This window comes from Solwaraspora sp. WMMD1047 (genome assembly GCF_029626155.1).
Classification (GTDB): Bacteria; Actinomycetota; Actinomycetes; order Mycobacteriales; family Micromonosporaceae; genus WMMD1047.
Genome location: NZ_JARUBL010000001.1, coordinates 7,674,719 through 7,700,849 on the forward strand (window position 1 = coordinate 7,674,719; position 26,131 = coordinate 7,700,849).

The following is a 26,131-nucleotide window of genomic DNA, read 5'->3' on the forward strand; positions in this document are numbered from 1 at the left end:
CGGTGGACCTCGGTGGCGGCGGTAACCCTGAGGTGCCGAACCAGGGCATCCCCATGTACCGTAAGAGCCACGAGAGATGCCTGACGTCATCGGGGCCCGCCTTCGGGCTGCCCCGAATTCTGTGCGAGGGGGTCGAGCCATGGGGCGCGGCCGTGCTAAGGCCAAGCAGACAAAGGTGGCCCGGGAGTTGAAGTACCACTCCCCGAACACCGACCTCGCCGCCTTGCAGCGAGAACTCGGCGGTAGCGGCAAGTCGGATCGCGACTTCGACGACGACTACAAAGAGTACGTCGACGACGACGACGAAGATCACGACGCGGACGACGACCCAGGGACCTGGGCTCCGTCGTCCCGCTGACCGCCGCCGGGTCCTCGGAGCACGCGGTCGCACCGCGTGCTCACGCGTGTCCGGGTGTCTATCAGGCGCTGCCCCGGACCGGCGACGTGACGACAAGGAAGGGGCCTGCCGTGCGATGACGCCGGCAGGCCCCTCGTCGGCTGCTCCGGCCCGGCCGGGCCGGCTCGCCCGTCAGCGTGGCCGATTGTTCCAGTTGTAGAACGTCGGAATGTTCTCGAAGTGGTTCCAGGCACAGACCGCCGCGGTGCTGTCCGGCGCCGCCTCCGCCCGGCGCTGGCGGGCCTGTTCCGCCTCCTCGAGCAGCGCGGTCAGCCCGGCCCGGACCTGGTGCACCCGGTCGCCGACCGGATCGGGAGCCCCCTCCACCAGGTGATCATGCGGCCGATGGCTCGTGGTCTCGGGCATGGTCCAACACTCCCTCCAGTAGGCGGATCTTGCTGTTCCGGCAGTGATTGGTCTCCGTACCATCCAGACGCCCGTGCTCGAAGTATCGGTTGGCCGCGTGCCCGCCCCCGCAGAAGCCGAAGTACGGGCAGCGCGCCCGGCACGCCTCGACGCCGGCCAGGAACTCCGCCACCCAGCCGCTGGCCGGGGCGGCCGCCAGGATCTGCGGCAGCGGCGTCTCCAGCACGTTCCCGCTGCTGAAGTCGCCGTAGACCGGATCGGTGAAACCGGCCAGTTCGGGTGAGAGCAGGACGACCGACCCGTCGTGGGCGATCGTCGGAATCGGGTCGAGTTGCCGCGGCAGCACCTGGTCCGCGGTGCCGGCCAGCACCGCCGAGGCGTACCGCAGCGACCATTCGACCTCGCGGACGTGAATGCTCGGGTCGGCGCGCCAGGCCGCGGTCAGCTCCGCCCAGAACGACCGGACGGCCTCGGCCGGATGCGCGTTGACCCGGGTGTTGACCCCTTCGGTCTCCTCGATGTTGATGCCCAGCACGTCGCAGCCGAGCCCGAGGAAGTACTCGTACAGCTCCGCGGCGAGGCCCGGCGCCGGCCGGGAGACCACGCAGAGCGCCGAGAACGCCAGCCGGTGCCGGCGCAGGGCGGCCACCCCGTTGACTATCCGGTCGTACGACGGCCGCCCGCCCCGGGTCAGCCGGTCGCCGTTGCGCGCGGCCGGGCCGTCCACGCTGACGCTGACCCGGATCCGGTACGCGGCGAAGAACTCACACCACGCGTCGTCGATCAGGGTGGCGTTGGTCTGGATGTGGTGCTCGACCTCGGGGCCGAACGGCGCCAGCAGGGCGGCCAGGTGCTGCCGGCCGGCCGCGAGCGGCTCGCCGCCGTGCCAGACCACCGAGAACCGCCGGTCGGCGGCCCAGGCGTTCACCGGGCCGGCGACCGCCTCGGCCACCGGCACCGGCATCCGGTGGTCGGCGGCCCGCAGCGGAAGGTAGCAGTAGGCGCAGTCGAGGTTGCAGAGCGTGGTCGGTTGCATGACCACATAGCTCGGAACCGTGGCGATGCCCCGCATTCCGGAAAACGTTTGCCGGCTGGCCATCGGCTCCTCCTCCCACCCGCCACCTGCCCTCAGGCTAGGTCGCGCCGGCCACCCGGTGAAAGCCCTGACCAGCGCGCCCGGGCCGACAGTCGAGTCGAGGATCAGATGGGAGTCGGCTCCGTGCGGTTCCCGGAATCAGCCGCGGGTGTGCTGACCGATCATCTGGACGGCGCCGGTGCCCTCGATGATCTCGCCCACCGGCCAGGCGTGCACCCCCCGGCCAGCGAGGAAGGCCAGTGACCGGTCCGCGTCCTCGGCGGAGACGATCGCGAACATCCCGACCCCCATGTTGAAGGTGGACTCCATCTCGGGGTCGTCGATCCGTCCCTTCGCCTGGACCAGGTCGAAGATCGGCTGCGGCTTCCAGCTCGCCCGGTCGACGATGGCGTCGACGTGCTCGGGCAGCACCCGGACCAGGTTGCCCGGAATCCCGCCGCCGGTGACGTGCGAGAACGCCCGGACGTCGGCCTCGGCCATCAGCTTCAGGCAGTCCTGGGCGTAGATCTTGGTCGGGGTCAGCAGCTCCTCGCCGAGGGTGCGTTGCCGGCCCAGGTCGTCGATGACCGTGTCCAGCCGCATCCGGCCCGCGCCCAGCAGCACGTGCCGGACCAGCGAGAACCCGTTGGAGTGCAGCCCGGACGAGCCCATGGCGATCACCACGTCGCCGACCTCGACCCGGTCCGGGCCGAGGATCTCGCTCTCCTCCACCACTCCCACGCCGGTGGCCGAGACGTCGTACTCGTCGGGGCGGAGCACCCCGGGGTGCTCGGCGGTCTCGCCGCCGAGCAGCGCGCAGCCGGCGTATCGGCAGCCGTCGGCGATGCCGGCGCCGATCTCCGCGACCTTGTCCGGCATCACCTCGCCGCAGGCGATGTAGTCGAGCAGGAAGAGCGGCTCGGCGCCGCAGGCGACCAGGTCGTCGGCGACCATGGCGACCAGGTCGATGCCGACCGTGTCGTGGATGTCGAGCTGCTGGGCGATGACCAGCTTGGTGCCGACCCCGTCGGTCGAGGAGGCGAGGATCGGGTTCTTGTACCTCTTGACGTCCAACCGGAACAAACCGGCGAACCCCCCGATGTCGCCCATGACCTCGGGCCGGGTGGTCTTCCGCACCTTCGACTTGAGCAGCTCCACGGCCCGCTCGCCGGCGTGGATGGAGACCCCGGCGTCCGCGTACGTCACCGTCCGCTTGCGGCCCGAGCGGCCGGTCCCGGCCGTCCAGGGCTGGCGATCGCCGCCAGTCGACCCGCTTCCCGTGCCATTGCGCTCAGTCACATGCGTCACGGTTCTCCCCTTTTGCGTCTCGCGGCCGGGCCGCGTCGTTGGCCGTCGAGGGTGCTCGACCTGATACTCACCAGCCGAAGGCGTCCGACCTCCGGTGCGGCGCTACGGATGGCGTAGCGCCTCACCGCCGCCGTTGCTCGCGACAAGTGGTAGTTCGTCGCCGTCCGGTCCGAATCGACCGACCGCGACCTCGTGGTGGTCGCGCTCCGCGGGGTCCGGCGCCGGGTTCGCGACCCGGCGCCCCACCCCTTCGAGCACGTGCTTACCGATCAGGTTCCCGGCCGGCAACTCGATCGGGTACTCCCCGTCGAAGCAGGCCCGGCAGAGCCGCGTCTTCGGCTGCTCGCTCGCCGCGATGAGCCCGGCGAGCGAGACGTAGCCAAGCGTATCGGCTCCGATCGATCTCCGGATCCCCTCGTTGTCGAGTCCGTTGGCGAGCAGTTCCGCCCGGGTGGCGAAGTCGATGCCGTAGAAGCACGGCCAGTTGACCGGCGGCGACGAGATGCGGACGTGCACCTCCAACGCGCCGGCCTCCCGGAGCATCCGGACGATCGCCCGCTGCGTGTTGCCGCGCACGATCGAGTCGTCCACCACGACCAGCCGCTTGCCGCGCACGTTCTGCCGCAGCGGGTTGAGCTTGAGCCGGATGCCCAGTTGGCGCAGGGTCTGGGACGGTTGGATGAAGGTCCGCCCGACGTACGGGTTCTTCATCAGGCCAGCACCGTAGGTGATGCCGGACGCCTCCGCGTACCCGATGGCGGCGGGGGTGCCCGACTCCGGCACCGGGATCACCAGATCGGCCTCGACAGGGTGTTCCTTGGCGAGCTGCCGTCCGATCTGGACCCGGGCCGCGTGGATGTTCCGCCCCGCGATTGTCGCGTCGGGGCGGGCGATGTAGACGTACTCGAAGAGGCAGCCCTTCGGCTCCGGGGCGGCGAAGCGCGCCGACCGTAGCCCGTGTTCGTCCACGGCGATCAGCTCACCGGGCTCCACCTCGCGCACCACGCTCGCCCCGACGATGTCGAGGGCGGCCGTCTCGCTCGCCACCACCCAGCCCCGCTCCAGCAGCCGGCCGAGGACCAGCGGGCGGACACCGTGTGGGTCGCGGGCGGCGTACAGGGTCGTCTCGTCCATGAAGACGAAACTGAAGGCGCCGCGCAGCTGCGGCAGCACCTCCAGCGCCGCCGCCTCGACCGAGAGGTCGGGGCGGCTGGCGAGCAACGTCGTCACCAGGGCGGTGTCGGACGTCGAGCCGTCCGGGTCCATGCCGCGCCGGGCGATCTCCCCGACCAGTTCGGGGGTGTTGACCAGGTTGCCGTTGTGGGCCAGCGCGATCGTCGTACCGGCGCTGGTGGCCCGGATCGTCGGCTGGGCGTTCTCCCAGGTCGAGCCGCCGGTGGTCGAGTAACGGGTGTGCCCGATCGCCAGGTGGCCGCGCAGGCTCGCCAGGGTCGGCTCGTCGAAGACCTGGGCGACCAGGCCGAGGTCCTTGTAGACCACCACGCCCGAACCGTCGCTGACCGCGATCCCGGCCGCCTCCTGGCCCCGGTGCTGCAGGGCGTAGAGCCCGAAGTAGGTAAGTTTGGCCACCTCTTCGCCCGGTGCCCAGACCCCGAAGACTCCGCACGCGTCCTGCGGGCCGGGCCGTTGGGGGTCCAGATCGTTGCTCAACCGGCCGTCGCCTCGGGGCACCTGCCGCTCCCTCTTGCTGATCCGCTCGGACCCGCCTGCCGTGGCATTGCGGAACTTCCGTCGCCGAACAGTGTACGCGAGTCCAAGGCGATACAGAGAGTCGCCTTTCGAGTGCTTAGAGTGATTACGTATACGGTATTTCGTGTTTAGAAGGGAAGATAAGGGGATAAATCAGCCCGGGTGCCACTGGTGCGGATTCGGCCGTCCGATACCGCTTCGGCCCAGTCCACCCGGCCGGTGGCCAGCCGCAACCAGGTGATCGGGTCGGTCTCCACCACGTTCGGCGGGGTACCCCGGGTGTGCCGGGGCCCGGCGCAGCACTGAATCGCACCGTAAGGTGGAACCCGAACTTCCACCGATCGGCCGGGCGCCCGCCCGGCCAACTCCATCAGCAGAGCCCGGACCGCGTCCCGCAGAAACTCCCGCTGCGGAGTGAGCCCGGCGTCGATCGCCGCTAACGCGCTGGCGACCGCCGGGGACTTATTGTGCGGAGAGGACACGACGGGACGATACGACCTGCGGTTCGGGCATCTCGCGCTGCCCCTGGGTCGCGCTCATCCGCCCAGACAAGGCATAGTGGCCGTCGGTGTACTCATGCGGGGTCGATCCCGGCCGGAAGGCGTAGGCCGGAGGAGTTGGAACCGGAAGGCGGTGGACGTGACAACACACCGACGAGCCTGGATACAGCGGGCCGGTGTGGTCGTGGCGCTGGCAGCCAGCGCCCTGCTCGCCCCCCTCGCCCAACCAGCCGCCGCCGAGGACCCGACGGTACAGATCACCGAACTGTCGAACGGCTCGCTACGCAGCGGCGAGAAGGCCACGCTCCGGTTCACCGTCCTGAACAACAACCCGATCCTCACGCCGTTCAGCATCAGCGTCGAGGTCTTCGACGGGCTCTCCTGTTCGGGCAACTGCAACATCCCCGCCAACCCGATCAACCCGGGTGAGACCGTCACCTTCACCGCCACCCTGACCGCCGGCAACCTCAACCCCGGCCAGAGCCGCAACGGGCAGGTCCGGGTCAGCGCCCAGGCCGGTGGCGACCAGGACAGCGACGCCCGCAACATGACCGTCCGCGGCCCGGAACAGCAGCAGCAGGTGCAGACCGTCGCCGAGGTGTCCGGCAAGGTCACCGACGAGGCCACCGGCGAACCCATCGCCGGCGCGACCGTCGCCCTGCTCGACTCCCAGCGCCGCTCGCTCAGCACCGAGACCAACAGCAGCGGCAACTACCGGTTCACCGGTTCCGCCGACCGGGTGATCACACCCGGCCAGATCGAGCTCGGCGCCAAGAAGGGCGACAGCACCAAGACTCTGACGATCAACGCCAGCGCCGGTCAGCGGATCACCAACCAGCGGATCGTGCTCGCGCTGCAGGCCGAGCCGACCGCCACCCCGTCCGCCACCCCGGACGCCACCGAGGAGGCGCTTCCCGAGGAGACGGCGGAGGGCGCGACCGGGGCACCGCAGGAGGTCCAGCAGGCCGCGAGCGAGGATTCCGGCTCCGGGCTCGGATCGTGGTTGCTGATCCTGGTCGGTGGCCTGCTGGTCGCCCTCGGCGTCGGCGCCATCGTGCTGCTCTGGATGCGGCGCAAGGAGAACGAGAACGACGAGGATCCGGACGGCGCCGCGGCCGCCGGACGGCCGCGCTCGGCCGCCCCGGGCAGCCAGGGTGTCTTCCACGGCGCCGACGATCCGACCCGGATCACCAACCGCGCCGGGGCCGGCGCCGACGCCACGATGGTGCACAACCCCGGCCTGGCCGACGCCCCGACGATGATGCACAGCCGGCCGCTCGTCGACGACGAGTTCCCCGACCCGTACGGCGCTCCGCTGCCCGCTCCGTCGCCGGCCGGTCCCCGGGCGCCCGGCTACGGCGGTGGACCGCAGGGCGGCTGGGACGGCGACGACGGCTACGGGCGCGGCGGCCCACCCACCCAGCTCGGCTACGGCGCCGCCCCGAGCGGCGGCTACGGCAACGCCCCCTCCTCCGGCAGTGGCTACGGCGAACCACCAGCCGGCCGGGCCGGCGGCTACGGCAATGCACCCTCCTCTGGCAGCGGGTATGGCAACGCCCCCTCCTCCGGCGGCGGCTACGGCAACGCACCCTCCTCCGGCAGCGGCTACGGCGAACCACCGGCCGGCCGGGCCGGCGGCTACGGCAACGCACCCTCGTCAGGCAGCGGCTACGGCAACGCACCCTCCTCGGGCAGCGGCTACGGCAACGCACCCTCCTCGGGCAGCGGCTACGGCAACGCACCCTCCTCGGGCAGCGGCTACGGCAACGCGCCGGCTTCCGGCGGCGGCTACGGCGGGCCGGCCGGCGGTGGAACCTACGGCGCGGGTGGTCGAGGCGACGAGCCGTACGGCGGCGAGCGTGGCTACGGCGGACCGTCCGCCCCGGCCGGCGGTCCGGACTACCCGGCAGCCGGCGGCGGTGGCTACGGCGCCGAGCGGTACGACGAGCCGACCGGCCGGTACAACGGGAGGGGTGCCGCCGGCGGCGACTACCCGCCGCCAGCGGCCGGCCCGGCAGCCGACCCCTACGAGCCGACCTCCTACGGCCAGCCCGGTCCGGCCCGGGGTCGCGGTTCCGACCAGCCGTACCCGCCCGAGCAGCGGTACGGCCAGGAGCCGGGTTACGGCGGCGCCCAGGGCGGCGGCTACGACCAGGGCGGCGGCTACGGCGGTGGCCGGGGCTATGACGGACCGAGCGCCGGCGGCGGGTACGAGGCCGGCCAGCGCCCCGGCTACGACTCCGGTGGCGGCTACGACCAGCCCGGCTACGGCGGCGGGTACGACCAGAGCCGTGGCGGCTACCAGTCGGGTGCCGCCGGCGGCGGCTACGACGAGCCGAGCGCGGGCGGCGGGTACGAACCCCGCCGCGGCTACGACGACCAGGCCGGCGGGTACGACCGGCCGGCGCCGCGCGGCGGCGACGGCTACGACAGCCGCGGCTACGGCGACGGCCAGCAGGGCTACTACGACGAGTCGGCCCAGGGCGGGCATGGCCGGTCGGCACCACCGCCCCCGGCCGCCGGCCGCTCCGAACGCCGCTCCCTCGACTGGCTGGACGACTGACCCGGCCGCGACTGACACTGCCGGCCAGGTCACCACTACCGCGACAGTTACCCAGTCCCACCTCGGCGGGCCTTGCCCAGTAATCCCGGACCTCTCGCGTATTACGTATCATTGGTGACACCTACCACGGAGGTGTCGCTGTGAAGCTCAACAGCAAGGGTCAGGTCACCATCCCAGCGGCGCTGCGAGCCAAACACGGACTCCACGAGGGCGACGATGTCGAAGTGATCGAAGAAGGCGGCGCGCTGCGGATTGTGCGCACCCAGGGCGCGGAAACCCGCGGCCAGCGACTGGTCCGGCACATGCGCGGCAGAGGCACCGCTCGCGAGACGGCTGGCATGTCCACCGACGAGCTGATGGAGTTGCTGCGTGGCGAGTGATCGGGTTCGAGCAATCTCGACTCGTAGGCCTGACGCCATCACGACCCTCGTCGACTCGAACGTCCTCCTGGACATCTTCACCGAGGACCCCAACTGGTCAACCTGGTCGGCTGACGCCCTCGGCGCGGCCAGGGACGCGGGCGAGCTCGTCATCAATCCGATCGTGTACGCCGAGATATCTGTCCGTTTCGATGGAATCGAAGAACTCGATGAGGCAATCCCCGCTGCGGACTTCCTACGCGAAGAGCTGCCGTATGCGGCAGGTTTCCTCGCCGGCAAGGCCTACAGCACATACCGAGCCAGGGGTGGCACCAAGCGGTCCCCCATCGCGGACTTCTACATCGGCGCACACGCGGCTATCTGTGGTTATGAGCTTCTTACCAGGGATGCCACGCGCTACCGCTCGTACTTCCCCAAGCTCACCCTGGTCACGCCGGCTCGATCCGAAAGCTGACCCGGGGGCGCGGGTTCAGCGCAGGCCGTTGCGGATGGCGACGGCGATCAGGGCGTCCGGGTCGTCGGTGATGATCCCGTCGACCCCCAGGTCGATCACCCGCTGCATGATCACCGGATCGTTCACCGTGTACGGGACCACCTTCAACCCGTCGCGTCGCCGCAGCACGTCCACGGTGGGACCGTGGAAGTAGGCCGGGCTCTCCCGCAGGTACCAGTCCGGTGAGGTCACCGTCGGCTGGCCCGGGTCGTGCACCTGCCAGTTGACCGAGACGGTCCCCGCGCCGGCGGCCCGCACCAGCCGGCCGAGGTCGCGGTACCGCCACCAGTCGAGGCCACCGGTCCACGGGCTGCGCACCGACGGGTCGTCGTAGACGGCCCGCAGCGAGCACTCGTCGGCAAGGGTGGCGCACTCGGCCGGTCCGTACTGCCAGACCAGCGCCACCGTCTCCAGCCGGCGGTTCAGCAACCGTGCGTAGGTGATGGTGCGCCAGTCGAACGACTGGATGGTCACCCGGTCGACCATCCGGTTCCGCTCGACCGCCCGGACCAACCGGGCGGTGAATTCCCGGTACGGGGCGGTGTCGGCCACCACCGGGCTGATCTTCGTTTCGATGTTCAACCGGACGTCGTCGCGGCCGCTGGCCCGGACCAGGCCGAACACCTCGTCGAGGGTGGGGACCCGGGCGCCCGGCACCGGCACCTGGTCCGGCGCGTCGGGCGGCGTGATCGAGCCGCAGTCCAGCGTCCGGAGCTGGCGCAGGGTCAGCTCGTGGACGAGCTTGCCGACGTACGGGAACTGCGGATCGCCCGGCCGGACCGGCGCGGTGTCGGCGCAGTGCGAGCCGTTCACGGTCCGGTCGTGCAGCACCACCAGGTGCCCGTCGCGGGTCACCCCGGTGTCCAGTTCGAGAGTGGAGACGGCCGGGTTGGTGAGCGCGTGCGCGAATGCCGGCAGGGTGTTCTCCGGCCGGTCCGCCCGGCCGCCGCGGTGCGCCTGCACGTCGAACGGCGAGGCGTACGACCGGGGCAGCGGCAGACGACGCTGCGCGAGCACGCTGCGGAGCCGGTCAGGGTAGTCGGTGATCAGCCCGTCCACGCCGTCGTCGAGCAGCTTCGCCATCGTCGGCGGGTCGTTCACCGTCCACGGCACCACCTTGATCCCGTGCCGGTGCGCGTGCCGGACCAGGTCCCGGGTCACGTAGGGCCGGTAGTTCGGGTCGTCGACCGTGCCGTTCTGCGGGAAGCCGTGCACCGGCGAGAAGGCCGCCGCGCCGAAGCTGCGGATCGCCCGGATCGGGTCACCACCGAAGTCGTCGATGTCGATGCCCCCCAGCCAGGGTGAGGCGCCGGGCGCGCCGACCTGGAGGAAGTCGTAGTTGGTGAGGGCGACAAGCGGCAGCCGGGGCTCCACCTCGGCCATCCGCATCAGCGCACCCCAGTCGAAGCTCTGGATGGTGACCTGGTCGACCAGCCCGGCCCGCCGTACCTCGGCCGCGGTCACCTGGACGAACTGTTCGCGCGGCGCGGTCTCGGTCGGGGCGCCCGCCTCCACCTTGGTCTCGACGTTCAGCCGCACGCCGCTGGCGCGATACCGCTTGACCAGCGCGAACACCTCGCTGAGCAGCGGCATCCGGGCGCCCGGCACGGCGACCTGACCGGGGCGGTCCGGCAGCGTCGCGCTGCCACAGTCGAGGGTGCGTATCTGGGCCAGGGTCAGCGTGTTGACGTACCTCCCGACGTACGGCCAGGCCGGGTCGCCGGGCGTGACCGGCGCGGTGTCGGCGCACTTCGCCGGGCTGATCCGCCGGTCGTGGGTGACCACCGCCCGGGCGTCGGCGGTGATCTGCACGTCCAGCTCCAGCGTGCTGACCCCGAGCCGCAGCGCATTGCCGAACGCGGCAAGCGTGCTCTCCACCCGGAGCCCGAGTCCACCCCGGTGCGCCTGCAGATCGAACCCGCCGGGGCGGTGCCAGCCGGATCGGGCCGCGTGGCCCATGCCGGGTGCCGGGGCGGCCGACGCCGGTCCCGGCGCGGCCAGCAGGCCGGCGCCGACCAGCAGCGCAGAAAGGATGGCGGTACGCCGGTGGTGATGGGTCATCGCTGGCGGTCCAATCACGTCGTCAGTCGCGTATCGGACAGCATGGATGCTCCGGGCGGCCGGGGGACGTGCGGCAGGAGACCACGGTGTGAACAATCCACTCACCCGCCGCGCCCATCGCCGCCACCCCGATCGGGTACGCGGACCGCGTCAGCCGGCTACGAAGACCCCGCCCCGCAGCAGCGGTACGACCTCGCAGCCGCCGACCGCAACCGCCGCCTCGACGTCCCCGGCGAAGCCGCGGCCGGCCAGTTCGCGCCCGGAGACGCAGCCGCGGACGGCGGCCGGCACGTCGGGGACGCTGGCCAGCGCGGCGAGCGCCACCGCGGCCTCCACCGAGAGCCCGCCGGCCGCCCCGGCGAGGCCGTCGAGGACCGCCGCGGCGCCGAGCAGGTCCTCGACGCAGGGCCGCAACGTCCCGTCGGGCCACCGTTCGCCGGCCGCGATCACGCCGACCGGCGCGCCCGTCGTGGCGTACCCCCGGTTGAGCAGCCAGCGGCCGACGGCGGCCGCGTTGCGGAGGTTGCCGGCGAGCACCGGCCGGCCGGTGGCGCCGGCGGCGGCGCAGATCGCGGACCCGTTCGGTGACGGCAGCACCAGGTCGGCGGCGACCGGGGCGGTCTGCAGCGCCACCGGCGAGAGAGACCACGGGTGGTCGGCGTCCACGGCGGTGCGGCCGACCGCGACGGCGGTGGCCCCCACCCGGACCGCGTAGTCGGCGGCCTGCTCACCCCAGGGGAACGGGTGCACCCGCATCCCCCGGCCGACGGCGATCTCGACCGAGGTGGTGAAGGAGAGCACGTCCACCACCACCAGGGCGGCGCATACCCGGCCGAGTTCGGCGGCCCCGGCGAGGCCCCAGTCGAACCGTGCTCCCGCGCCCGGTTGGGCGTGCACGGTGTCGGTCACGAGGCTCAGCCGCTCCCGCCCGGCCGCTGGTCCGACTCAGCGGCCGGCGGCGGCTCGGCCGCTTCCGCTGACTCGGCCGTTGGCGGCTCGGCCGCGTCCACCTGTTCCGTCCCTGCCGGCCCGGCCGCGTCCGGGGCAGACCGCTGGCCAGATCCGGCCACCACCGTCTGCGCCTCGGCCTGCTCAGGCTCCGCCTGCTCAGGCTCGGCCTGCTCAGCCGGTCCGCTGTCGGCTTCGGCGGCCTCGGTCGGCGCGGTGTCGGCGGCGGGATCGGCCGGGATGCTGTCGACGGGTCCGCCGGGCTCGGTAAGCGCGGCGTTCGGCACCGCGCCGCCGAACAGCCGGGGCAGCGTGGCCGAGTGGGCGGCGCGCAGGTCGTCCAGACTCACCGTGAACTGGTCCCGGATCTCCAGCTCCCCGGCGGTCGAGTCGGTGACCCCGATCAGCGTCCAGAGGAGGCCGCGCTCGGTGCAGAGCGCCGTGAACGCCTTCTCGTGACCGCGCGGCACCGCCACCATGGCCCGGCCGGCGGACTCGCTGAAGAGGAACACGAACGGCATCGAGCCGACGCCGAACTCCTCCGGAATCGCGACCCGGGCGCCCACGCCGTACCGGAGGCAGGATTCGACGAGCGCCTGGGCCAGCCCACCGTCGGACAGGTCGTGGGCGGACCGGATGTGGCCGACCCGGGCCGCCTCGGCGATCAGGTCACCGAGCACCCGCTCCGCGCCGAGATCGACCTGCGGCGGGATGCCGCCCAGGTGGTTGTGCGTCACCCAGGCCCACTCGGAGCCGGAGAGCTCCACCCGGGTCTCGCCGAGCAGGAAGATCAGGTCGTGGTCGTGGCCGGTGGTGGGCGCGAAGCCCATCGGTACCCGCTGGGCCACGTCGTCGAGCACACCCAGCACGCCGACCACCGGAGTGGGGTGGATGGCGGCCGCCCCGGTCTGGTTGTAGAAGCTCACGTTGCCGCCGGTGACCGGGATGCCCAGCTCCGCGCAGCCGTCCGCGAGTCCGCGTACCGCCTCGGCGAACTGCCACATCACGGCGTGGTCCTCGGGGGAGCCGAAGTTGAGGCAGTCGGTGACGGCGACCGGGCGGGCACCGGTCACCGCGACGTTGCGGTACGCCTCGGCGAGCGCCAGCTTCGCCCCCTGGTACGGGTCGAGGCGCGCGTACCGGCCGTTGCCGTCGACCGAGAGGGCGACCCCGAGGCCGGTGCGCTCGTCGAGCCGGATCACCCCGGCGTCCTCCGGCTGGGCCAGCACGGTGTTGCCGAGCACGTACCGGTCGTACTGCTCGGTCACCCAGGTCTTGTCGCAGAGGTTGGGCGAGGCGATCATCCGCAGCAGGGTCGCCTTGAGGTCGTCCGCCGACGCCGGCCGGGGCAGCGTCTCGGCCCGGTCGGCCTGCAGCAGGATCAGGTCGGCCGGCTCGCGCATCGGCCGGGCGTAGACCGGGCCGTCGTCGACGAGCGACCCCGGCGGCACGTCGACCACGAGGTGGTCGTGCCAGGTGATCAGCAGCCGGCCCGGCTCCGCCTCGGCCCGGTGCCCGTTGACGGCCGGGGCCGCTCCGGTCACCTCGCCGATCGCGGTGGCCAGCACGCCCCACTTGCGGGCGGTGGCGAGCACCGCGTCGAGCTTCTCCGGGGCGACGATCAGCAGCATCCGCTCCTGCGACTCGCTCGCCAGAATCTCGTGCGGCCGCATCGACGGCTCGCGCAGCGGGACCCGCTCCAGCCAGACCCGCATGCCGGTGCCGGCCGCGGCGGCCGTCTCGGTGAGCGCGCAGGTCAGCCCGGCCCCGCCGAGGTCCTGGATGCCGACCACCAGCTGGGCGTCGTACAGCTCCAGGCAGGCCTCGATCAGCAGCTTCTCCATGAACGGGTCGCCGACCTGCACGGACGGGCGGCGCTGTTCGCTGCCCTCGTCGAAGGTGGCGCTGGCCAGCACCGACACCCCACCGATGCCGTCCCGGCCGGTCTTGGCGCCCATCAGCACCACCACGTTGCCGGCGCCGGTGGCCTCCTTGCGCTGCAGCCGGTCGACCGGCAGCACCCCCAGGCAGAGGGCGTTGACCAGCGGGTTGCCCTGGTAGCAGGGGTCGAAGACGACCTCACCACCGATGTTGGGCAGCCCGAGGCAGTTGCCGTACCCGCCGATCCCGGCGACGACGCCGGGCAGCACCCGCGCGGTGTCCGGGTGGTCGGCCGCGCCGAACCGCAGCGGGTCCATCACGGCGATCGGGCGGGCGCCCATCGCGAGGATGTCGCGGACGATGCCGCCGACCCCGGTCGCCGCGCCCTGGTACGGCTCGACGAAGCTCGGGTGGTTGTGCGACTCGACCTTGAAGGTCACGGCGAGGGTGTCCGAGATCTGGATCACCCCGGCGTTCTCCCCGATGCCGGCGAGCATCCGGTCGCTCGGCGGCGCCTTCTCGCTGAACTGCCGCAGGTGCACCTTGCTCGACTTGTAGGAGCAGTGCTCGCTCCACATGATCGAGTACATCGCCAGCTCGGCCTGGGTGGGACGGCGGCCGAGGATCTGCCGGATCCGGTCGTACTCGTCGTCGCGCAGCCCGAGTTCGACGTACGGCTGCAGTTCGTCCCCGGTGGCGGCGGCCACCTCGACGGTGTCGAGCGCGCCCTGGTACTCGCCGTCCGGGTCCAGCTCCGGAACCCGGCCGTTGGACGGCCCGGCGGCGCCGGTGGCCGCCGGGCCGGACGGTGCTGGCGCGGCGGGCGGCATCGGCGCGGGCACGGGGACCGCCGGGGGCGGGTTCACCGACGCGGCGGGCGGGACCTCCGGCGGGGCGAAGGCGGCCGGCACCAGCGGCGGCTCGCCGCTGGGCGCGTTCGGCGGCGTGCCGCCGCCCGACGTCGTGTCCGGCTGAGTGGTCATACCGGTGCCCCCGCCAGCTGCTTGAGGATCGAGGTGAAGAAGCCGAGCCCGTCGAGCGACGGGCCGGTCAGCGCCTCCACCGCGTGCTCCGGGTGCGGCATGATGCCGACCACGTTGCCGGCTTCGTTACTGATCGCGGCGATGTCGCGCTGCGAGCCGTTCGGGTTCCCGTTGAGGTAGCGGGCCACCACCCGGCCGCTCGCCTCCAGCTCGTCCAGGGTGCGCTGGTCGGCGACGTACCGTCCCTCGCCGTTCTTGACCGGAATCAGGATCTCCTGCCCGGGCTGGAAGGTGTTGGTCCAGGCGGTCCGCGTCGAGTCGATCCGCAGCCACTGGTCGCGGTTGCGGAAGTGCAGGTGCTCGTTGCGGGTCAGCGCGCCGGGCAGCAGGTGCGCCTCGCAGAGGACCTGGAAGCCGTTGCAGATGCCGAGGACCGGCAGGCCGTTGCGAGCGCCCTCGACGATCGTTTCCATCACAGGGGCGAACCGGGCGATCGCGCCGCACCGCAGGTAGTCGCCGTAGGAGAAGCCGCCCGGAAGCACGACGGCGTCGACGGCGTACAGGTCGGGGTCGTCGTGCCAGAGCCGCACCGGCTCGGCGCCGGCGAGCCGGACGGCGCGGGCGGCATCGCCGTCGTCGAGCGACCCCGGGAAGGTCACCACTCCGACCCGCGCGGTCACTTGACCGCCTCCGATCCGTCCCGGCCGGCGCTGTCGCCCGCCGGCCCAGCGGTGGCGTCGGCGCCGGTGACCTCAGCGGGGGCGTCGGCCACAGGGGCGTCGGCCGCAGGGGCGGCGCTCGTGGTGGCCGTGACCGGGGCGGCCGCCTGCCCGGCGGGCACGGCCACCACGTCGGTGGCCACGGCAGCGCTGTCGGTGCCGGCGGGGCTGTCGGCGTTGGCCGGGCTGGCGTTGGCCGGGCCGGCGTCCTCGGCGGTGTCCGGGTCGGCGGCCAGCCAGACCTCGAAGTCCTCGATGACGGGGTTGGCCAGCAACTTGTCCGCGATCACCCGAGCCCGGTCGAGATCGGGTTCACCGGCGAACTCGAGCTCTATCCGGCGCCCGATCCGCACGGAGGTGACATCGTCGACACCCAGCCGCGGCAGCGCGTTGGCGACGGCCTGACCCTGGGGGTCGAGAATCTCCGGCTTGAGCATGACGTCGACCACGACGCGAGGCACTGGGCACTCCTGACTGTGTTCGCAGTTGGGTGCCGGCCCACAAGGGGCGAGCGGGGCCAGCCTACCTGCCAGATCCGCCGTCGTACGCACGGCCCGCCCTGTGGACAACGCTGTGGAAAACGCTCCTGCCACTCCCGGATCACCCGTCGCGGTGCGCCACCCGGGTTGCCGCCCGGGGGGTCATAACGTGTGAAGGATGGTCAATCTGATTCTTGTGGCCGCCCAGCGGGACTCCTAGCGTCGGTCGTCGAACGGCTCGACCCCCCGAGCCGATTCGGTGACCCCGGGTAAACCCCCGGAAGGAGCCCTCTATGCGCGTACGCCTCACCCTGGCGATGCTCGCCACCACCCTCGTCGGCGCGCTGGTCGCGCCATCGGCCGCGGCGGCCGGAACGGCCGCGCCGGTCACCCCAATGATCATCGGCGGCAGTACGGTCTCGTCCGCTCCCTGGGCGGCCGCCGTCTTCAGCAACGGCTCGTTCACCTGCTCCGGCACGATCATCGCCGCCCGGTGGGTACTCACCGCCCGGCACTGCGTCTCCGGCACCATGTCGGTCCGGGTCGGCAGCGTGAACCGGTCCTCCGGCGGCGTCACCCGCACCGTCAGCGCCAGCTACGGCCGGTACGACCTGGCCCTGCTCTACCTGGCCAGCGCGGTGAGCACCACGTACGTCACCCTGTCCAGCAGCTATCCGCCGGTGGGCTCCACCAACTCGATCTACGGCTGGGGCATGACCTGCTACAGCGGCTGCTCCGCCTCCTCCCAGCTCAAGACCGCGAACGTGCAGGTCACCAGCACCAGCGTCACCGACGCGTACGGCGGCCGGGCGATCCGGAGCAGCCGGATCAACGGCAACGCGTGGCGGGGTGACTCCGGCGGACCGCAGTTCTACAACGGCGCCCAGGTCGGGGTGGCCTCCACCGCCGACGGCCAGACCATCCAGAACTACGGCAGCGTCGCCTACAACCGGGCGTGGATCAGCTCCACGGCCGGCGTCTGACCAGCAACACCAGTTCCTCTCCTCAGGTGCGGGGCGGACGTCCCCGGAGATCCCGGTCGTCCGCCCCGCCCCGTTTCTCAGCATCCGAAGATCGGCCGCCCGAGCCGATATGAACAGAACTCACAATTACCCGGCACGCCTCTGCCAGCATCAACAGTGTGCTGGTCGTGACCACGGATCATCTGCCCGGATACGAAATCATGGCGATTCTCGGCCAAGTGGTCTCCTCGCAGGCACGGACCCGCAACCCGTACCGCGAGGGGGTCAAGAATCTACGAGGAGGAGCGTATGACCCGAAAGCCCCGGAGAACCTCACCCGCTGGCGAACCGACGCCGTGGCCCAACTGGGCGAGGAGGCCCGCCGGCTAGGCGCCAACGCGGTGATCGGGATGCGTTTCGACCACCGCGAGGTCGGTGAGATGTGGATGGAGCTGTGCGCGTACGGCACCGCCGTGGTGGCCCTCCAGCGGGCCGCCGATGAACGACCCGCCGAGCAACCGGCGATCGCGGCCGAGACCGCGCACCTCGCCGAACCTCTCGACCCCGGCAAGATCGCCGAATCGCCGAGCGCCCCGAACCTGGGCAGCGCGGCGGCCACCCCGACCCGCGACTCCTGACACCGGGCCGGCGCGATCCGGGCCGGCTCGACCGGGCCGGATCCGATCGCTACAGGATCGGTGCCGGCCGGTAGGCCGCCGCCGCCGGGTGAGCCGCGACGACCACGGCCACCCGCTCGGCCACCGCCGCCACCTGGGCCGGAGCCGCCCCGGCGAAGGCCGACCGGTCGGCGACCAGGGCATCGATCTCGGCCCGCCCGAGCCCCAGCCGGCCGTCGGCCGCCAGCCGGTCGAACAGGTCGTTCTCCGCCACGCCCTTCTCCCGCATCGCCAACGCCACCCCCACCGCGTGCTCCTTGATCACCTCGTGCGCGACCTCCCGGCCGACGCCGCGCCGCACGGCCGCCACCAGGATCTTCGTGGTCGCCAGGAAGGGCAGGTAGCGGTCGAGCTCCCGGCCGATCACCGCCGGGTACGCACCGAACTCGTCGAGCACGGTGAGGAACGTCTGGAACAGCCCGTCGGCGGCGAAGAACGCGTCCGGCAGCGCCACCCGGCGCACCACCGAGCAGGAGACGTCCCCCTCGTTCCACTGGTCCCCGGCCAGCTCGCCGACCATCGACAGGTAACCCCGGATGATCACCGCCAGCCCGTTGACCCGCTCGCTGGACCGGGTGTTCATCTTGTGCGGCATCGCGCTGGAGCCCACCTGACCGGGCTTGAAGCCCTCGGTGGCCAACTCCTGGCCGACCATCAGCCGGATCGTGGTGGCCAGCGACGACGGCGCGGCGGCGGTCTGCGCCAGCGCGGCGACCACGTCGAAGTCCAGCGACCGGGGGTACACCTGACCGACGCTGTCCAACACCCGCCGGAAGCCGAGGTGCCCGGCCACCCGCCGCTCCAACTCGGCCACCTTCGCGGCGTCCCCGTCGAAGAGATCGAGCTGGTCCGCGGCGGTGCCGACCGGCCCCTTGATGCCGCGCAGCGGGTACCTGTCGATCAGGTCGGCGAGGCGCTCGTAGGAGATCAGTAGCTCTTCGGCCGCCGACGCGAACCGCTTGCCCAGCGTGGTGGCCTGCGCCGCGACATTGTGCGAGCGCCCGGTGAGCACCAGGTCGGAGTGCTCCACGGCGAGCGCGGCCAGCTTGGCCAGGGTGGCGACAACCCGGTCGCGGATCAGCTCCAGCGAGGCCCTGATCTGCAGCTGCTCGACGTTCTCGGTCAGGTCCCGCGAGGTCATCCCCTTGTGGATGTGCTCGTGCCCGGCCAGCGCGCTGAACTCCTCGATCCGCGCCTTCACGTCGTGCCGGGTGACCCGCTCACGGTCCGCGATCGAGGCCAGGTCAACCCGATCAACAACCCGCTCGTACGCCTGCACCACCCCGTCCGGCACGGCCACGCCGAGGTCGGCCTGGGCCCGGAGTACGGCCAGCCAGAGCCGCCGCTCCAGCCGGATCTTCTCCTCCGGCGCCCAGAGCGCGACAAGCTCGGCAGAGGCATAGCGGGCGGCGAGAACGTTGGGAATCTGAGCAGGCTGCGTCACCTGCCCCATTCTTCCGCACCCGCGAGTCCGGGGCGCAGGCACGGCGCGGTCCCCCGAGCGCTCGTATATACTGGACCGGCTGACTAGATATATTGGGGGCGGGATGACCAAGATCCTCGTGGACGTCGACGACGCGGCGCTGGCCGATGCCGCGGCAGCTCTTGGTACCGGGACAAAGAAGGACACGGTGAACGTCGCGCTGCGGGAGGCCGCCGCCCGGCTGCGGCGGGCCCGAGCTCTCGTCGAGCTGGGTGCCCGAGCCGAGGCCGGCGACTTCGACGAGCTTCTGGACAAGGGAACCTATCGGTCGTGACGCACGGCGATTTCCTGATCGACACGAGCGCACTCGTCCGGTTACTACGAGACCCGGTGCTGCGCGTCCGGTGGGAACCCGCGATATCGGCCGGCATCGTCGCCATCTGCCCCCTCACTGAGCTCGAGTTTCTCTATTCCGCACGATCGGCGGCCGATCGCCGTTGGCTCCTGGATCAGCTCGAACTCGCCTACCCTCCCGTGCCCATGCCCGATCACAGCTATCGGCGGGCGGCCGAGGTGCAGGCGGAGCTGAACGACCTCGGTAGCCATCGCTCGGCCGGGGCCGTCGACCTGTTGATCGCCGCCACGGCCGAGTTGCACGACCTCACCCTGTTGCACTACGACCACGACTTCGAGCAGATCAGCCGGGTGACCGGCCAGCCGATGAAGTGGGTCGCCCCGGCCGGCTCGGTGAAGTGACGGCCCACTAGCCTGCCCGACGATGGACGGGCAAACCTGGATCGAGACCACCCGCACCGCGTACGACCTGGTCGCCGCCGACTACGCGGAGACGCTGCGGGACCGGCTGGCCGGCGACCCGTTGGAGCGGGCCATGCTCGGCGCGTTCGCCGAACTGGTCCCGGCCGGCACCGGACTACCGGTCGCCGATCTGGGCTGCGGACCCGGCCGGATCACCGGCCACCTGCACGCCCTCGGCCTGCCGGTCTTCGGCATCGACCTGTCTCCCCAGATGGTCGCGGTGGCCCGCCGGACCTACCCCGACCTGCGATTCGAGGAGGGCTCCCTGCTCGCCCTCGACCTGCCCGGCGCCAGCCTCGCCGGCGCGACCGCCTGGTTCTCGATCATCCACGCCCCGACCGAGCAGCTCCCCGTCATCTGCGCGGAGCTGCACCGCGTCCTGGCTCCCGGCGCTCCGCTCGCGCTCGCCTTCCAGATCGGCGACGAGGACCTCGTGCACCGCGACCACGCCTACGGCCACGACCTGTCGATCTACCTCTACCGCCGCTCACCCGACCTGGTCGCCCGCCTGCTCCGCGAGGCCGGCCTCGACCTCGTCGCCCGGATGCGCCGCGAAACCCCCGACCCGGACCTCCCGCCGGCGATGTACCTCATCGCCCGCCGCCCGGCCGGGCACGAGGTGAACACCAGTTACCCCAAAACCGAGTCGTAGGGTAACCGATGTTCACCTCGTGCTGGCTCACCGGCGGTTCTGGAGCTGAGGTTGACCGCCGGGCGACAATGATCGCGTGCCGGTCGTGGAGGCGGAGGTGACCGTCGGAGTTGCGCCGGAGCTGGCGTTCGCGGTGTCGCAGACGACCGCGCCTGTCCGCTACCGGTGGGATCCGTTCGTCCGTGAGCAGCACTTCACCGACGGCGCCACCCGGCCCGGCAAGGGCGTCCGCACCTTCACCCGGTCCCGGCACGGCCTGACCATGATCAGCGAGTACGTGTCGTTCGCGCCGCCGCGCAACGTGGGCATGAAGATGGTGCGCGGGCCGTGGTTCTTCGAGATGTTCGCCGCCGGTTGGCGGTTCTCGCCGGCCGCCGAACCGGGCCACGCCGTCGCCACCTGGCGGTACAGCTTCCACACCCGGCCCGCGTTCCTGCGCCCGGTCGCCGACCGGATCGGGGTCTGGCTGCTCGGCCGCGACATCCGGCGCCGGATCGCCGGGTACGCCGCCGGCTGCGCCGACCCGGAGGTGCTGGCCGCCGCCCGCGAATCACTGGCCCGCTGACACCGCGTACACGTCGGCCGCCGACGTCCGCTGGGCCGCCTTCCTCACTCGTGGTCCTTCGCCCCCACCCGGAAGGCCAACCGGTCGAGGTAGCTGATCTGCAGCAGGACGAAGGCCACCAGGAAGGCGAAGAAGATCGGCAGCGGCAGGATCAGCTCCCGGGCCAGTGCGGCCACCCCCTCGGGCTGTTGGACCGCGTACCGGGCCACCGTCACCGTCGCCGGCGTCGTGTCCGGATCGACCGCGACGACGAGCGGCCAGAGCAGCGACTGCGCGTGGCACAGCCAAGTCGCGAGGACGACCAGCAGCAGCAGCGGCAACGCCGGCAGCACCATCGACCGGCCGAAGCCCGCGCCGGCCCGCCAGCTGCCCCGCTGGCCCCGGAAGAAGAGCGTGAATCCGACCAACGCCGGAATCGACACCCAGCCCGGCGGCACCATCCCGAGGAACGTGCTCAGCCGGTCGGCCTCCTGCGCGCGGAGGAATCCGTCCAGGACCAGCGGGCCCGTGCCGACGAAGAGCCACGGCGCGAACGGCAGCAGCAGCAACTCGCTCCAGCGGCCCAGTGGTCGCAACCCGCCGATGCCGAACCCGGCCGCCGCCGCCAGGGCGACCGGCAGCGTCGCCGCGACGAACGTCGGCAACCAGGTGTACGCGAGCACCGTCCCCAGGCTGACGCCCGTGTCGATCGACGAGCCGTCCGAACCCCGGTAGAGCCAGGGCCAGAGCACCCAACCAACAAAGGCCACGAACAACACCAACCCGGGTACGAGCAGCACCCGGCTGATCAGTCGGCTGGCGCCGTCGGTGGGCGACCTCTTCTCCTTCGCCAGCACCTCGAACCGGGCCCGGCTGACCACCAGCAACCCGACCGCCAGCAGCCCCATCAGCCCGAGCACGACCAGCAGCAGCACCGACCAGGCGGAGCCCAGCCCGAACCGGAAGGTACGGAAGCCCTGGTTCACCACGTCCAGCATCGGTGTCGTCGTGGACCGTGCCGGACCGCCGTTGGTCAGCAGCCAGGGTGCGGTGAAGCTCTGCAGCACCACCGCGATCACCCCGAGGCCCACCACGGCACCGACGGTGGCCAGCGCCGCCACTGTGGCGGGGGCGGATGCCCGACCCCGCAGCGCGCTCAGGAACAAGGTGGTCGCCACCGCCACCACCAGCCCGAACGAGATGGCCGCCACCAGCCAGATCAGCGTGCCCCGGGGTTGGTCGGCGAGGCTGCCCGGTTCGAGACGCTCCGCCCGCCAGCAGACCAACAGGGCGACCGGCGCGTACCCGGCCAGCGGCAGGGCGAGCAACGCCCGGGTGACCCGGCGGGCGAGCGGACCCGCCCGGTCGGCGACGACCGCGAGCAGTGGCGCGGCCACCAGCGCGAAGAGCAGCGGCAGCAGAGCCAGCAGCAGGGCGAACCCGACCGGCCCGGCCAGCCCCTCCTCGAACAGCTGCCGGTAGTTGTCCGTGCCCACCGACTCCGGCTCACGCGTCGGGTTGCCATCCTGGAAGCTGCGCCGCAGGGTGGCGAGCGAGGGCAGCAGGTAGGACCAGACCAGCGCGATCAGGGCGGGCAGCAGCAGCGCCAGCCCCACGATCATCCTGGCCGCCGGCTCCATTCCGGCGGTCGTCGGGTGCACGGCCGGGCGGCCCGCGGTCGGTTGCCCGGTTGCGGGGTCGGTCATCGACAAACTCCCTGGTTCGACGGTCGGCGGCGGACGCCGTCGAGGTTAGGGCCGCCGTGCAAGGCCGGTCGGGCAAGATCGCGAAGGTCGCCGGCTGGCCGTACTCTCCCAGGTGGGATGGGTTGGCGCGGCCGAGCGCGGCGCCCACCGCACGCGGTTGGACGGACCGAGCGAGTCGGAAGAGGCGTACCGGATGGGGTGGTCCTGGCTGATCTGGGCGGGTGGTGGCGTGGTGCTGCTGGCCGCCGGTTTCGGCTCGGCGCTGGCCCCCCGGTTGCGGGACCGCCGGCGGGCGCGGCGGATCGCCTGGTCCACCGCGCGGGCCGCGATCTCCAGCGCGACGATCAGCCGGGACGCCGCCGCGGTCCCGGTCCCGGAGGCCGACCGGCTCCTCGCGCGCGCCGAACTGATCGCCGCCGACCGCGGCGGTGACGCCGCCGCCCACAGCGCCATCGAACACGCCCGCCAGGCCGACCAGCTCTGGCGCCTCGCCACCGACGAGCAGCCGACCCCCGTCCGCCGTCAGCAGCCCGACCAGCCCTGGCGCGACGCCACCGGTAACCAGCCAACCCCCGGCGGCCGCGAGCCCGCCGGTGACCGGGAGCCCGCCGGTGACCGGGAGGCCAGCGGTGACCGGGAGGCCAGCGGTGGCTGAAGCGGTGACGGGCCGGAGCGGTGCATCCCGTGGCTGGCGGCGGCGGGCCGCCCGCTGGGCGGAGCCGCTGCGCTGGACGCTGCTCGGCGTCGCCGTGCTCGTGCTGGTGGTGTTCCTGGTCGCGCAGCGGCAGAGCACCGACGTCAGCTACGGCGAGTCGCCGGCCACCGCCGCCATCCCGGAGGGGTCGGCCGGCGAGCTGACCGACGCGAGCGTGCCGTCGGTCGCCGAGATGACGGCACTCGTCGCGGCCGAACCGGTCGTCCGGCTGCCGGGCGCCGTCGCCACCTGGGACGAGCAACAGGTACGCGAGGTGATCGGCGACTCCGACACCCGGATCCTGGTGGCGCCGCCCGGCCTGGACAAGGCGGAACGGGACCTGATCCGCGACGTCGAGAACGCCACCGTGCGGGTCGTCGGCACCGAGGTCAGCGGCGGCATCTACCAGGCCGTCCCCGACACGATCCCGAGCTGGCGGGCCCGGTTCGCCACCCACGACGTGACCGGTTCCCTGGTCGCGCTGATCGCCAACCTGCGGGACCGGCCCACCCCACCCGACGTCGACCCGCTGACCTGGCGGGACCCGGCACCCGCCGAACTCGCGGCCGTCGCCGCCGACCTGCGCGCCCACGGGCGGCACGTCGCGCCCGGCGCCACCCTGACCGGCGTACCCGAAAAGGCGGCCGCGGCGGCGTTTCCCGCCGGCGCCCGGTATGTCGCGCTGCCCTACCAGGCGCCGGGCGAGCCGCTGCCCCGGTACGGGCCGGCGCTCGCGGGGCTCTTCCCGGACACCCCGATCGTGGTGCTCTACGGCTCCTGGGTCGAATACCACGGCCCGGAGGCGGAACAGTTCGCCGACATCGCCGCGGCCACCTTCTACGCCCAGTTCGGCGATCGGCTCAGCCGGTACGCCTACCCGCAGGACAACGTGCTCGGCGCCTGGCTCGACCGGGTCACCGAGATCCGGTACGCCGGCGTCTTCGAGCGGCCGCTGCCGTACCGGCCGTTCGACCCGCTGCGGGTGGCGTTGCCCGCGCTGCCGTGGATCTTCGCTGGCTGCGTACTCGTGTTCCTGATCTTGTCGGTGCGGTCGTTGCCGCGCGTCGCGGGCCTCGCCGCGCCGGTGGTCCGCGGCCCCGGGGTGTCGTCGCGGTTGGCCGGGCTGACCGCGCTGGCGGTGGAGATGTCGCTGCTCACCGACCGGCGCAGCGACCCGGCGCTGGTCCGGGGCATCGCGGCGCTGGGCGCGGCCCGGGAGGCGCTGGACGAGCGGCTGCCGGCCAGCCAGGTACGCCGCCTGCTGGCCGACGCGGAGGCGGAATTGGACGCCGCCGCCCGCACGATGGCGATCCCCGCGTACCGCCCGAGCGCCTACCTGCGGGGGCGGCTGTCGTGACCCGGTCCGGCGGGAAGAGGACCGCGCGGCAACGGCGACGGGCATTGGCCGCGACCGGCCAGACGACCGGGTCGGCCGGGCGGGCGACCGGGTCGGCCGGGCGGGCGACCGGGTCGGCCGGGCGGGCGACCGGGTCGGCCGGCCGCCGGTCGAAGCTGGTCGGCCGGCTGGGTCGATTCGTCGGCACCCCGTTCGGGTTCGCCGTCCTCGGCTGCCTGGTGCTGGCCGGGTGGGCGCTCTGGTCCGGCGGCATCCTGGACAACGCGATCGCCCGCGACGTGCGCTCCTCCGCCGTGTACGCGGCGCCCGGTGTCGACCTGGACGAGGCCGCCGCCGAACGGATCATCGGCAACCGGCGGCTGGTGGTGGTCATCCTGGAGCCGGGCGCCTCGCTGCGGGACGGCTGCGACGACGTGAAGAGCGCCGCCGACGGCACGGTCGTGCTGCTGCTCGCCCGTGACGGCGACGAGTTCGACAGGTACGGCTGCGCGCTGCTGCCCGAGCGCGACGACGAGAACTTCGGCCGCGCGTTCGTCGCCGAGTCGATCATCGGCCGGGGTGTCGACGGGTTCGTGGACGATCCGCTGGCGGCGATGAAGGTGATCGCCGTCAACTACGACCTGCTGGTACGCGCCGGCACGGTCCCCGACGGCGCCCGCAGCATCAGCCCGTCGCTGCCCCGCTTCCTGGTCGCGGTGGCCGCCGTGTGCGCCGTGGTGGTGGGTGCGACGGTGGCGTGGGTGGGTGCCCGGCGGGCCGGCCGGCTGGCCGCGAACCGGCAGGCCCGCCGGGAGGCGGCCGCCGACAGGCGCAGCGAGCTGGCCGCCGCGACCGCCGTGCTCGCCCAGCAGATCATGGACCTGGACCGCCGGTTCGGGACGCTGCCGGCCACCGTCTCCCGGGCCGTCGAGTTCCGCCAACTCGCCGCCGATTACGCCGGCCTGCTCGACGACCTCACCACCCGTGACGGCGACCCGTCCGACGCCGACCTCGACCGCCTATCCACGCACGTCGAGGAGCTGACCACCCGCTGCCGCCATTTGCACACTTCTGCCCCGTAAGCTCCCCCCGCTCGCCGCACCTCGGCCCGCCGCCGCCCGCTCATCGGCCGCACGAGGTGAACGCCAGTTACCCTAAAACTGCGTCGTAGGGTAACTGGCGTTCACCTGGTGGCCGGATCGTGGCGCCGGGGACCGGAAACTCGTGGAGTCAGGGACGGGCGAGGACGCCGGAGCGGACAGCGGTGAGGAAGGCGGTCCAGCCGGCGGACCGATAGACCAGCACCGGCCCACCGCGGTCATACGTGTCGCGCACCGCCACCCGACCACTGCCATCCAACACCGGCCCCGCCTCGACACAGTTGCCGCTGCCGCCCTCGCTCCGGGAGCTGACATGCCAGGCCACCCGGGGGGCGGGTGTCGCAGTTCGCATGGACAT

At 72.4% G+C, this 26,131-nt stretch carries 24 protein-coding genes and 2 pseudogenes; 13 read left to right on the forward strand and 13 right to left on the reverse strand.

Annotated elements, in window-relative coordinates; all coding sequences use genetic code 11:
• Positions 1-139: 139 nt before the first annotated feature.
• Positions 140-358: a DUF3073 domain-containing protein gene (locus O7627_RS34960; protein ID WP_278097705.1), complete on the forward strand. Its 219-nt coding sequence runs from the start codon at positions 140-142 to the stop codon at positions 356-358.
• Between the two features lie 171 nt (positions 359-529).
• Here the strand turns inward: O7627_RS34960 and amcA are convergent, their stop codons facing one another.
• The 5 genes from amcA to O7627_RS34985 form a co-directional block, all read right to left on the reverse strand.
• Positions 530-763 (reverse strand): multiple cyclophane-containing RiPP AmcA, encoded by a 234-nt coding sequence (gene amcA / locus O7627_RS34965; RefSeq protein ID WP_278097706.1) that lies wholly within the window; start codon positions 761-763, stop codon positions 530-532.
• Positions 732-1,835 carry a cyclophane-forming radical SAM peptide maturase AmcB gene (gene amcB, locus O7627_RS34970; RefSeq protein ID WP_347404730.1) on the reverse strand — a complete coding sequence of 368 codons (1,104 nt, stop codon included), beginning with the start codon at positions 1,833-1,835 and terminating at the stop codon, positions 732-734. The genes amcA and amcB overlap by 32 nt, the downstream gene beginning before the upstream one ends.
• A gap of 162 nt (positions 1,836-1,997) precedes the next feature.
• Entirely contained in the window at positions 1,998-3,146 is a 1,149-nt protein-coding gene (gene purM / locus O7627_RS34975; RefSeq protein WP_278097708.1) for a phosphoribosylformylglycinamidine cyclo-ligase, read from the reverse strand.
• A 102-nt stretch (positions 3,147-3,248) separates the two neighbouring features.
• Positions 3,249-4,838, reverse strand: a complete 1,590-nt coding sequence (purF, locus tag O7627_RS34980) for an amidophosphoribosyltransferase (protein WP_278097709.1) — start codon at positions 4,836-4,838, stop codon at positions 3,249-3,251.
• A 146-nt stretch (positions 4,839-4,984) separates the two neighbouring features.
• Complete coding sequence (locus O7627_RS34985) at positions 4,985-5,338, reverse strand: sterol carrier family protein (RefSeq protein ID WP_278097710.1); 354 nt, start codon at positions 5,336-5,338, stop codon at positions 4,985-4,987.
• Positions 5,339-5,495: 157 nt separating this feature from the next.
• Between O7627_RS34985 and O7627_RS34990 the strand changes: the two genes are divergently transcribed.
• The 3 genes from O7627_RS34990 (at position 5,496) to O7627_RS35000 (ending at position 8,753) form a co-directional block, all read left to right on the forward strand.
• Entirely contained in the window at positions 5,496-7,919 is a 2,424-nt protein-coding gene (locus tag O7627_RS34990) for a carboxypeptidase regulatory-like domain-containing protein (RefSeq protein WP_278097711.1), read from the forward strand.
• A 140-nt stretch (positions 7,920-8,059) separates the two neighbouring features.
• Complete coding sequence (locus O7627_RS34995; protein ID WP_278097712.1) at positions 8,060-8,299, forward strand: AbrB/MazE/SpoVT family DNA-binding domain-containing protein; 240 nt, start codon at positions 8,060-8,062, stop codon at positions 8,297-8,299.
• Positions 8,289-8,753: a type II toxin-antitoxin system VapC family toxin gene (locus O7627_RS35000; RefSeq protein ID WP_278097713.1), complete on the forward strand. Its 465-nt coding sequence runs from the start codon at positions 8,289-8,291 to the stop codon at positions 8,751-8,753. Before O7627_RS34995 ends, O7627_RS35000 begins: the two co-directional genes overlap by 11 nt.
• Before the next feature lie 15 nt (positions 8,754-8,768).
• Here the strand turns inward: O7627_RS35000 and O7627_RS35005 are convergent, their stop codons facing one another.
• The 5 genes and pseudogenes from O7627_RS35005 to purS all read right to left on the reverse strand — a co-directional run.
• Positions 8,769-10,853 carry a glycerophosphodiester phosphodiesterase family protein gene (locus O7627_RS35005; protein ID WP_278097714.1) on the reverse strand — a complete coding sequence of 695 codons (2,085 nt, stop codon included), beginning with the start codon at positions 10,851-10,853 and terminating at the stop codon, positions 8,769-8,771.
• Positions 10,854-11,003: 150 nt separating this feature from the next.
• Positions 11,004-11,762 (reverse strand): 2-phosphosulfolactate phosphatase, encoded by a 759-nt coding sequence (locus O7627_RS35010; protein WP_278097715.1) that lies wholly within the window; start codon positions 11,760-11,762, stop codon positions 11,004-11,006.
• 5 nt (positions 11,763-11,767) lie between these two features.
• Positions 11,768-14,371 (reverse strand): annotated as a pseudogene (gene purL / locus O7627_RS35015) (phosphoribosylformylglycinamidine synthase subunit PurL); the annotation flags it as partial.
• A 290-nt stretch (positions 14,372-14,661) separates the two neighbouring features.
• Positions 14,662-15,345, reverse strand: a complete 684-nt coding sequence (purQ, locus tag O7627_RS35020) for a phosphoribosylformylglycinamidine synthase subunit PurQ (RefSeq protein WP_278097716.1) — start codon at positions 15,343-15,345, stop codon at positions 14,662-14,664.
• A 284-nt stretch (positions 15,346-15,629) separates the two neighbouring features.
• Positions 15,630-15,845, reverse strand: a pseudogene (gene purS / locus O7627_RS35025) (phosphoribosylformylglycinamidine synthase subunit PurS); the annotation flags it as partial.
• Positions 15,846-16,156: 311 nt separating this feature from the next.
• Here purS and O7627_RS35030 point away from each other — a divergent pair.
• Together O7627_RS35030 and O7627_RS35035 are read left to right on the forward strand one after the other, a co-directional pair.
• Positions 16,157-16,846, forward strand: a complete 690-nt coding sequence (locus O7627_RS35030; protein ID WP_278097717.1) for a DUF1986 domain-containing protein — start codon at positions 16,157-16,159, stop codon at positions 16,844-16,846.
• Positions 16,847-17,013: 167 nt separating this feature from the next.
• Positions 17,014-17,463, forward strand: coding sequence for a YbjQ family protein (locus tag O7627_RS35035; RefSeq protein ID WP_278097718.1), 450 nt, complete (start codon positions 17,014-17,016; stop codon positions 17,461-17,463).
• 49 nt (positions 17,464-17,512) lie between these two features.
• On the opposite strand, the gene purB is transcribed toward O7627_RS35035, so the two are convergent.
• On the reverse strand, positions 17,513-18,946 hold the full coding sequence (gene purB, locus O7627_RS35040; protein ID WP_278097719.1) for an adenylosuccinate lyase: 1,434 nt from the start codon (positions 18,944-18,946) through the stop codon (positions 17,513-17,515).
• Between the two features lie 103 nt (positions 18,947-19,049).
• On the opposite strand from purB, the gene O7627_RS35045 reads away from it, so the two are divergent.
• The 4 genes from O7627_RS35045 (at position 19,050) to O7627_RS35060 (ending at position 20,958) form a co-directional block, all read left to right on the forward strand.
• Entirely contained in the window at positions 19,050-19,259 is a 210-nt protein-coding gene (locus O7627_RS35045; RefSeq protein WP_278097720.1) for a DUF2191 domain-containing protein, read from the forward strand.
• The gene (locus O7627_RS35050) at positions 19,256-19,681 is read left to right on the forward strand and encodes a PIN domain nuclease (protein WP_278097721.1); all 426 of its coding nucleotides are present in this window, start codon (positions 19,256-19,258) and stop codon (positions 19,679-19,681) included. Before O7627_RS35045 ends, O7627_RS35050 begins: the two co-directional genes overlap by 4 nt.
• A 22-nt stretch (positions 19,682-19,703) precedes the next feature.
• Positions 19,704-20,393 (forward strand): class I SAM-dependent methyltransferase, encoded by a 690-nt coding sequence (locus O7627_RS35055; protein WP_278097722.1) that lies wholly within the window; start codon positions 19,704-19,706, stop codon positions 20,391-20,393.
• A gap of 76 nt (positions 20,394-20,469) precedes the next feature.
• Positions 20,470-20,958: an SRPBCC family protein gene (locus tag O7627_RS35060; protein WP_278097723.1), complete on the forward strand. Its 489-nt coding sequence runs from the start codon at positions 20,470-20,472 to the stop codon at positions 20,956-20,958.
• A 44-nt stretch (positions 20,959-21,002) separates the two neighbouring features.
• Here O7627_RS35060 and O7627_RS35065 read toward each other — a convergent pair whose 3' ends face one another.
• A complete protein-coding gene (locus O7627_RS35065) occupies positions 21,003-22,643 on the reverse strand; it encodes a sugar ABC transporter permease (RefSeq protein ID WP_278097724.1) in 1,641 nt (546 codons plus the stop codon).
• 157 nt (positions 22,644-22,800) lie between these two features.
• On the opposite strand from O7627_RS35065, the gene O7627_RS35070 reads away from it, so the two are divergent.
• The 3 genes from O7627_RS35070 to O7627_RS35080 are packed head-to-tail and all read left to right on the forward strand — an operon-like array spanning position 22,801 to position 25,755.
• The gene (locus O7627_RS35070; RefSeq protein ID WP_278097725.1) at positions 22,801-23,298 is read left to right on the forward strand and encodes a DUF6403 family protein; all 498 of its coding nucleotides are present in this window, start codon (positions 22,801-22,803) and stop codon (positions 23,296-23,298) included.
• A complete protein-coding gene (locus O7627_RS35075; protein WP_278097726.1) occupies positions 23,291-24,694 on the forward strand; it encodes a hypothetical protein in 1,404 nt (467 codons plus the stop codon). Before O7627_RS35070 ends, O7627_RS35075 begins: the two co-directional genes overlap by 8 nt.
• Positions 24,695-24,738: 44 nt before the next feature.
• On the forward strand, positions 24,739-25,755 hold the full coding sequence (locus O7627_RS35080) for a hypothetical protein (protein ID WP_278097727.1): 1,017 nt from the start codon (positions 24,739-24,741) through the stop codon (positions 25,753-25,755).
• A gap of 148 nt (positions 25,756-25,903) precedes the next feature.
• Here O7627_RS35080 and O7627_RS35085 read toward each other — a convergent pair whose 3' ends face one another.
• The gene (locus O7627_RS35085) at positions 25,904-26,125 is read right to left on the reverse strand and encodes a DUF397 domain-containing protein (protein ID WP_278097728.1); all 222 of its coding nucleotides are present in this window, start codon (positions 26,123-26,125) and stop codon (positions 25,904-25,906) included.
• Positions 26,126-26,131 lie beyond the last annotated feature (6 nt).

What these genes read in the sequence shown, in the direction of transcription:
- O7627_RS34960 (WP_278097705.1), top strand. Translation starts at nt 140, where the DNA reads ATGGGGCGCGGCCGTGCTAAGGCCAAGCAGACAAAGGTGGCCCGGGAG.
- amcA (WP_278097706.1), bottom strand. Translation starts at nt 763, where the DNA reads ATGCCCGAGACCACGAGCCATCGGCCGCATGATCACCTGGTGGAGGGG.
- amcB (WP_347404730.1), bottom strand. Translation starts at nt 1,835, where the DNA reads ATGCGGGGCATCGCCACGGTTCCGAGCTATGTGGTCATGCAACCGACC.
- O7627_RS35005 (WP_278097714.1), bottom strand. Translation starts at nt 10,853, where the DNA reads ATGACCCATCACCACCGGCGTACCGCCATCCTTTCTGCGCTGCTGGTC.
- O7627_RS35030 (WP_278097717.1), top strand. Translation starts at nt 16,157, where the DNA reads ATGCGCGTACGCCTCACCCTGGCGATGCTCGCCACCACCCTCGTCGGC.
- O7627_RS35045 (WP_278097720.1), top strand. Translation starts at nt 19,050, where the DNA reads ATGACCAAGATCCTCGTGGACGTCGACGACGCGGCGCTGGCCGATGCC.
- O7627_RS35055 (WP_278097722.1), top strand. Translation starts at nt 19,704, where the DNA reads ATGGACGGGCAAACCTGGATCGAGACCACCCGCACCGCGTACGACCTG.
- O7627_RS35065 (WP_278097724.1), bottom strand. Translation starts at nt 22,643, where the DNA reads ATGACCGACCCCGCAACCGGGCAACCGACCGCGGGCCGCCCGGCCGTG.
- O7627_RS35085 (WP_278097728.1), bottom strand. Translation starts at nt 26,125, where the DNA reads ATGCGAACTGCGACACCCGCCCCCCGGGTGGCCTGGCATGTCAGCTCC.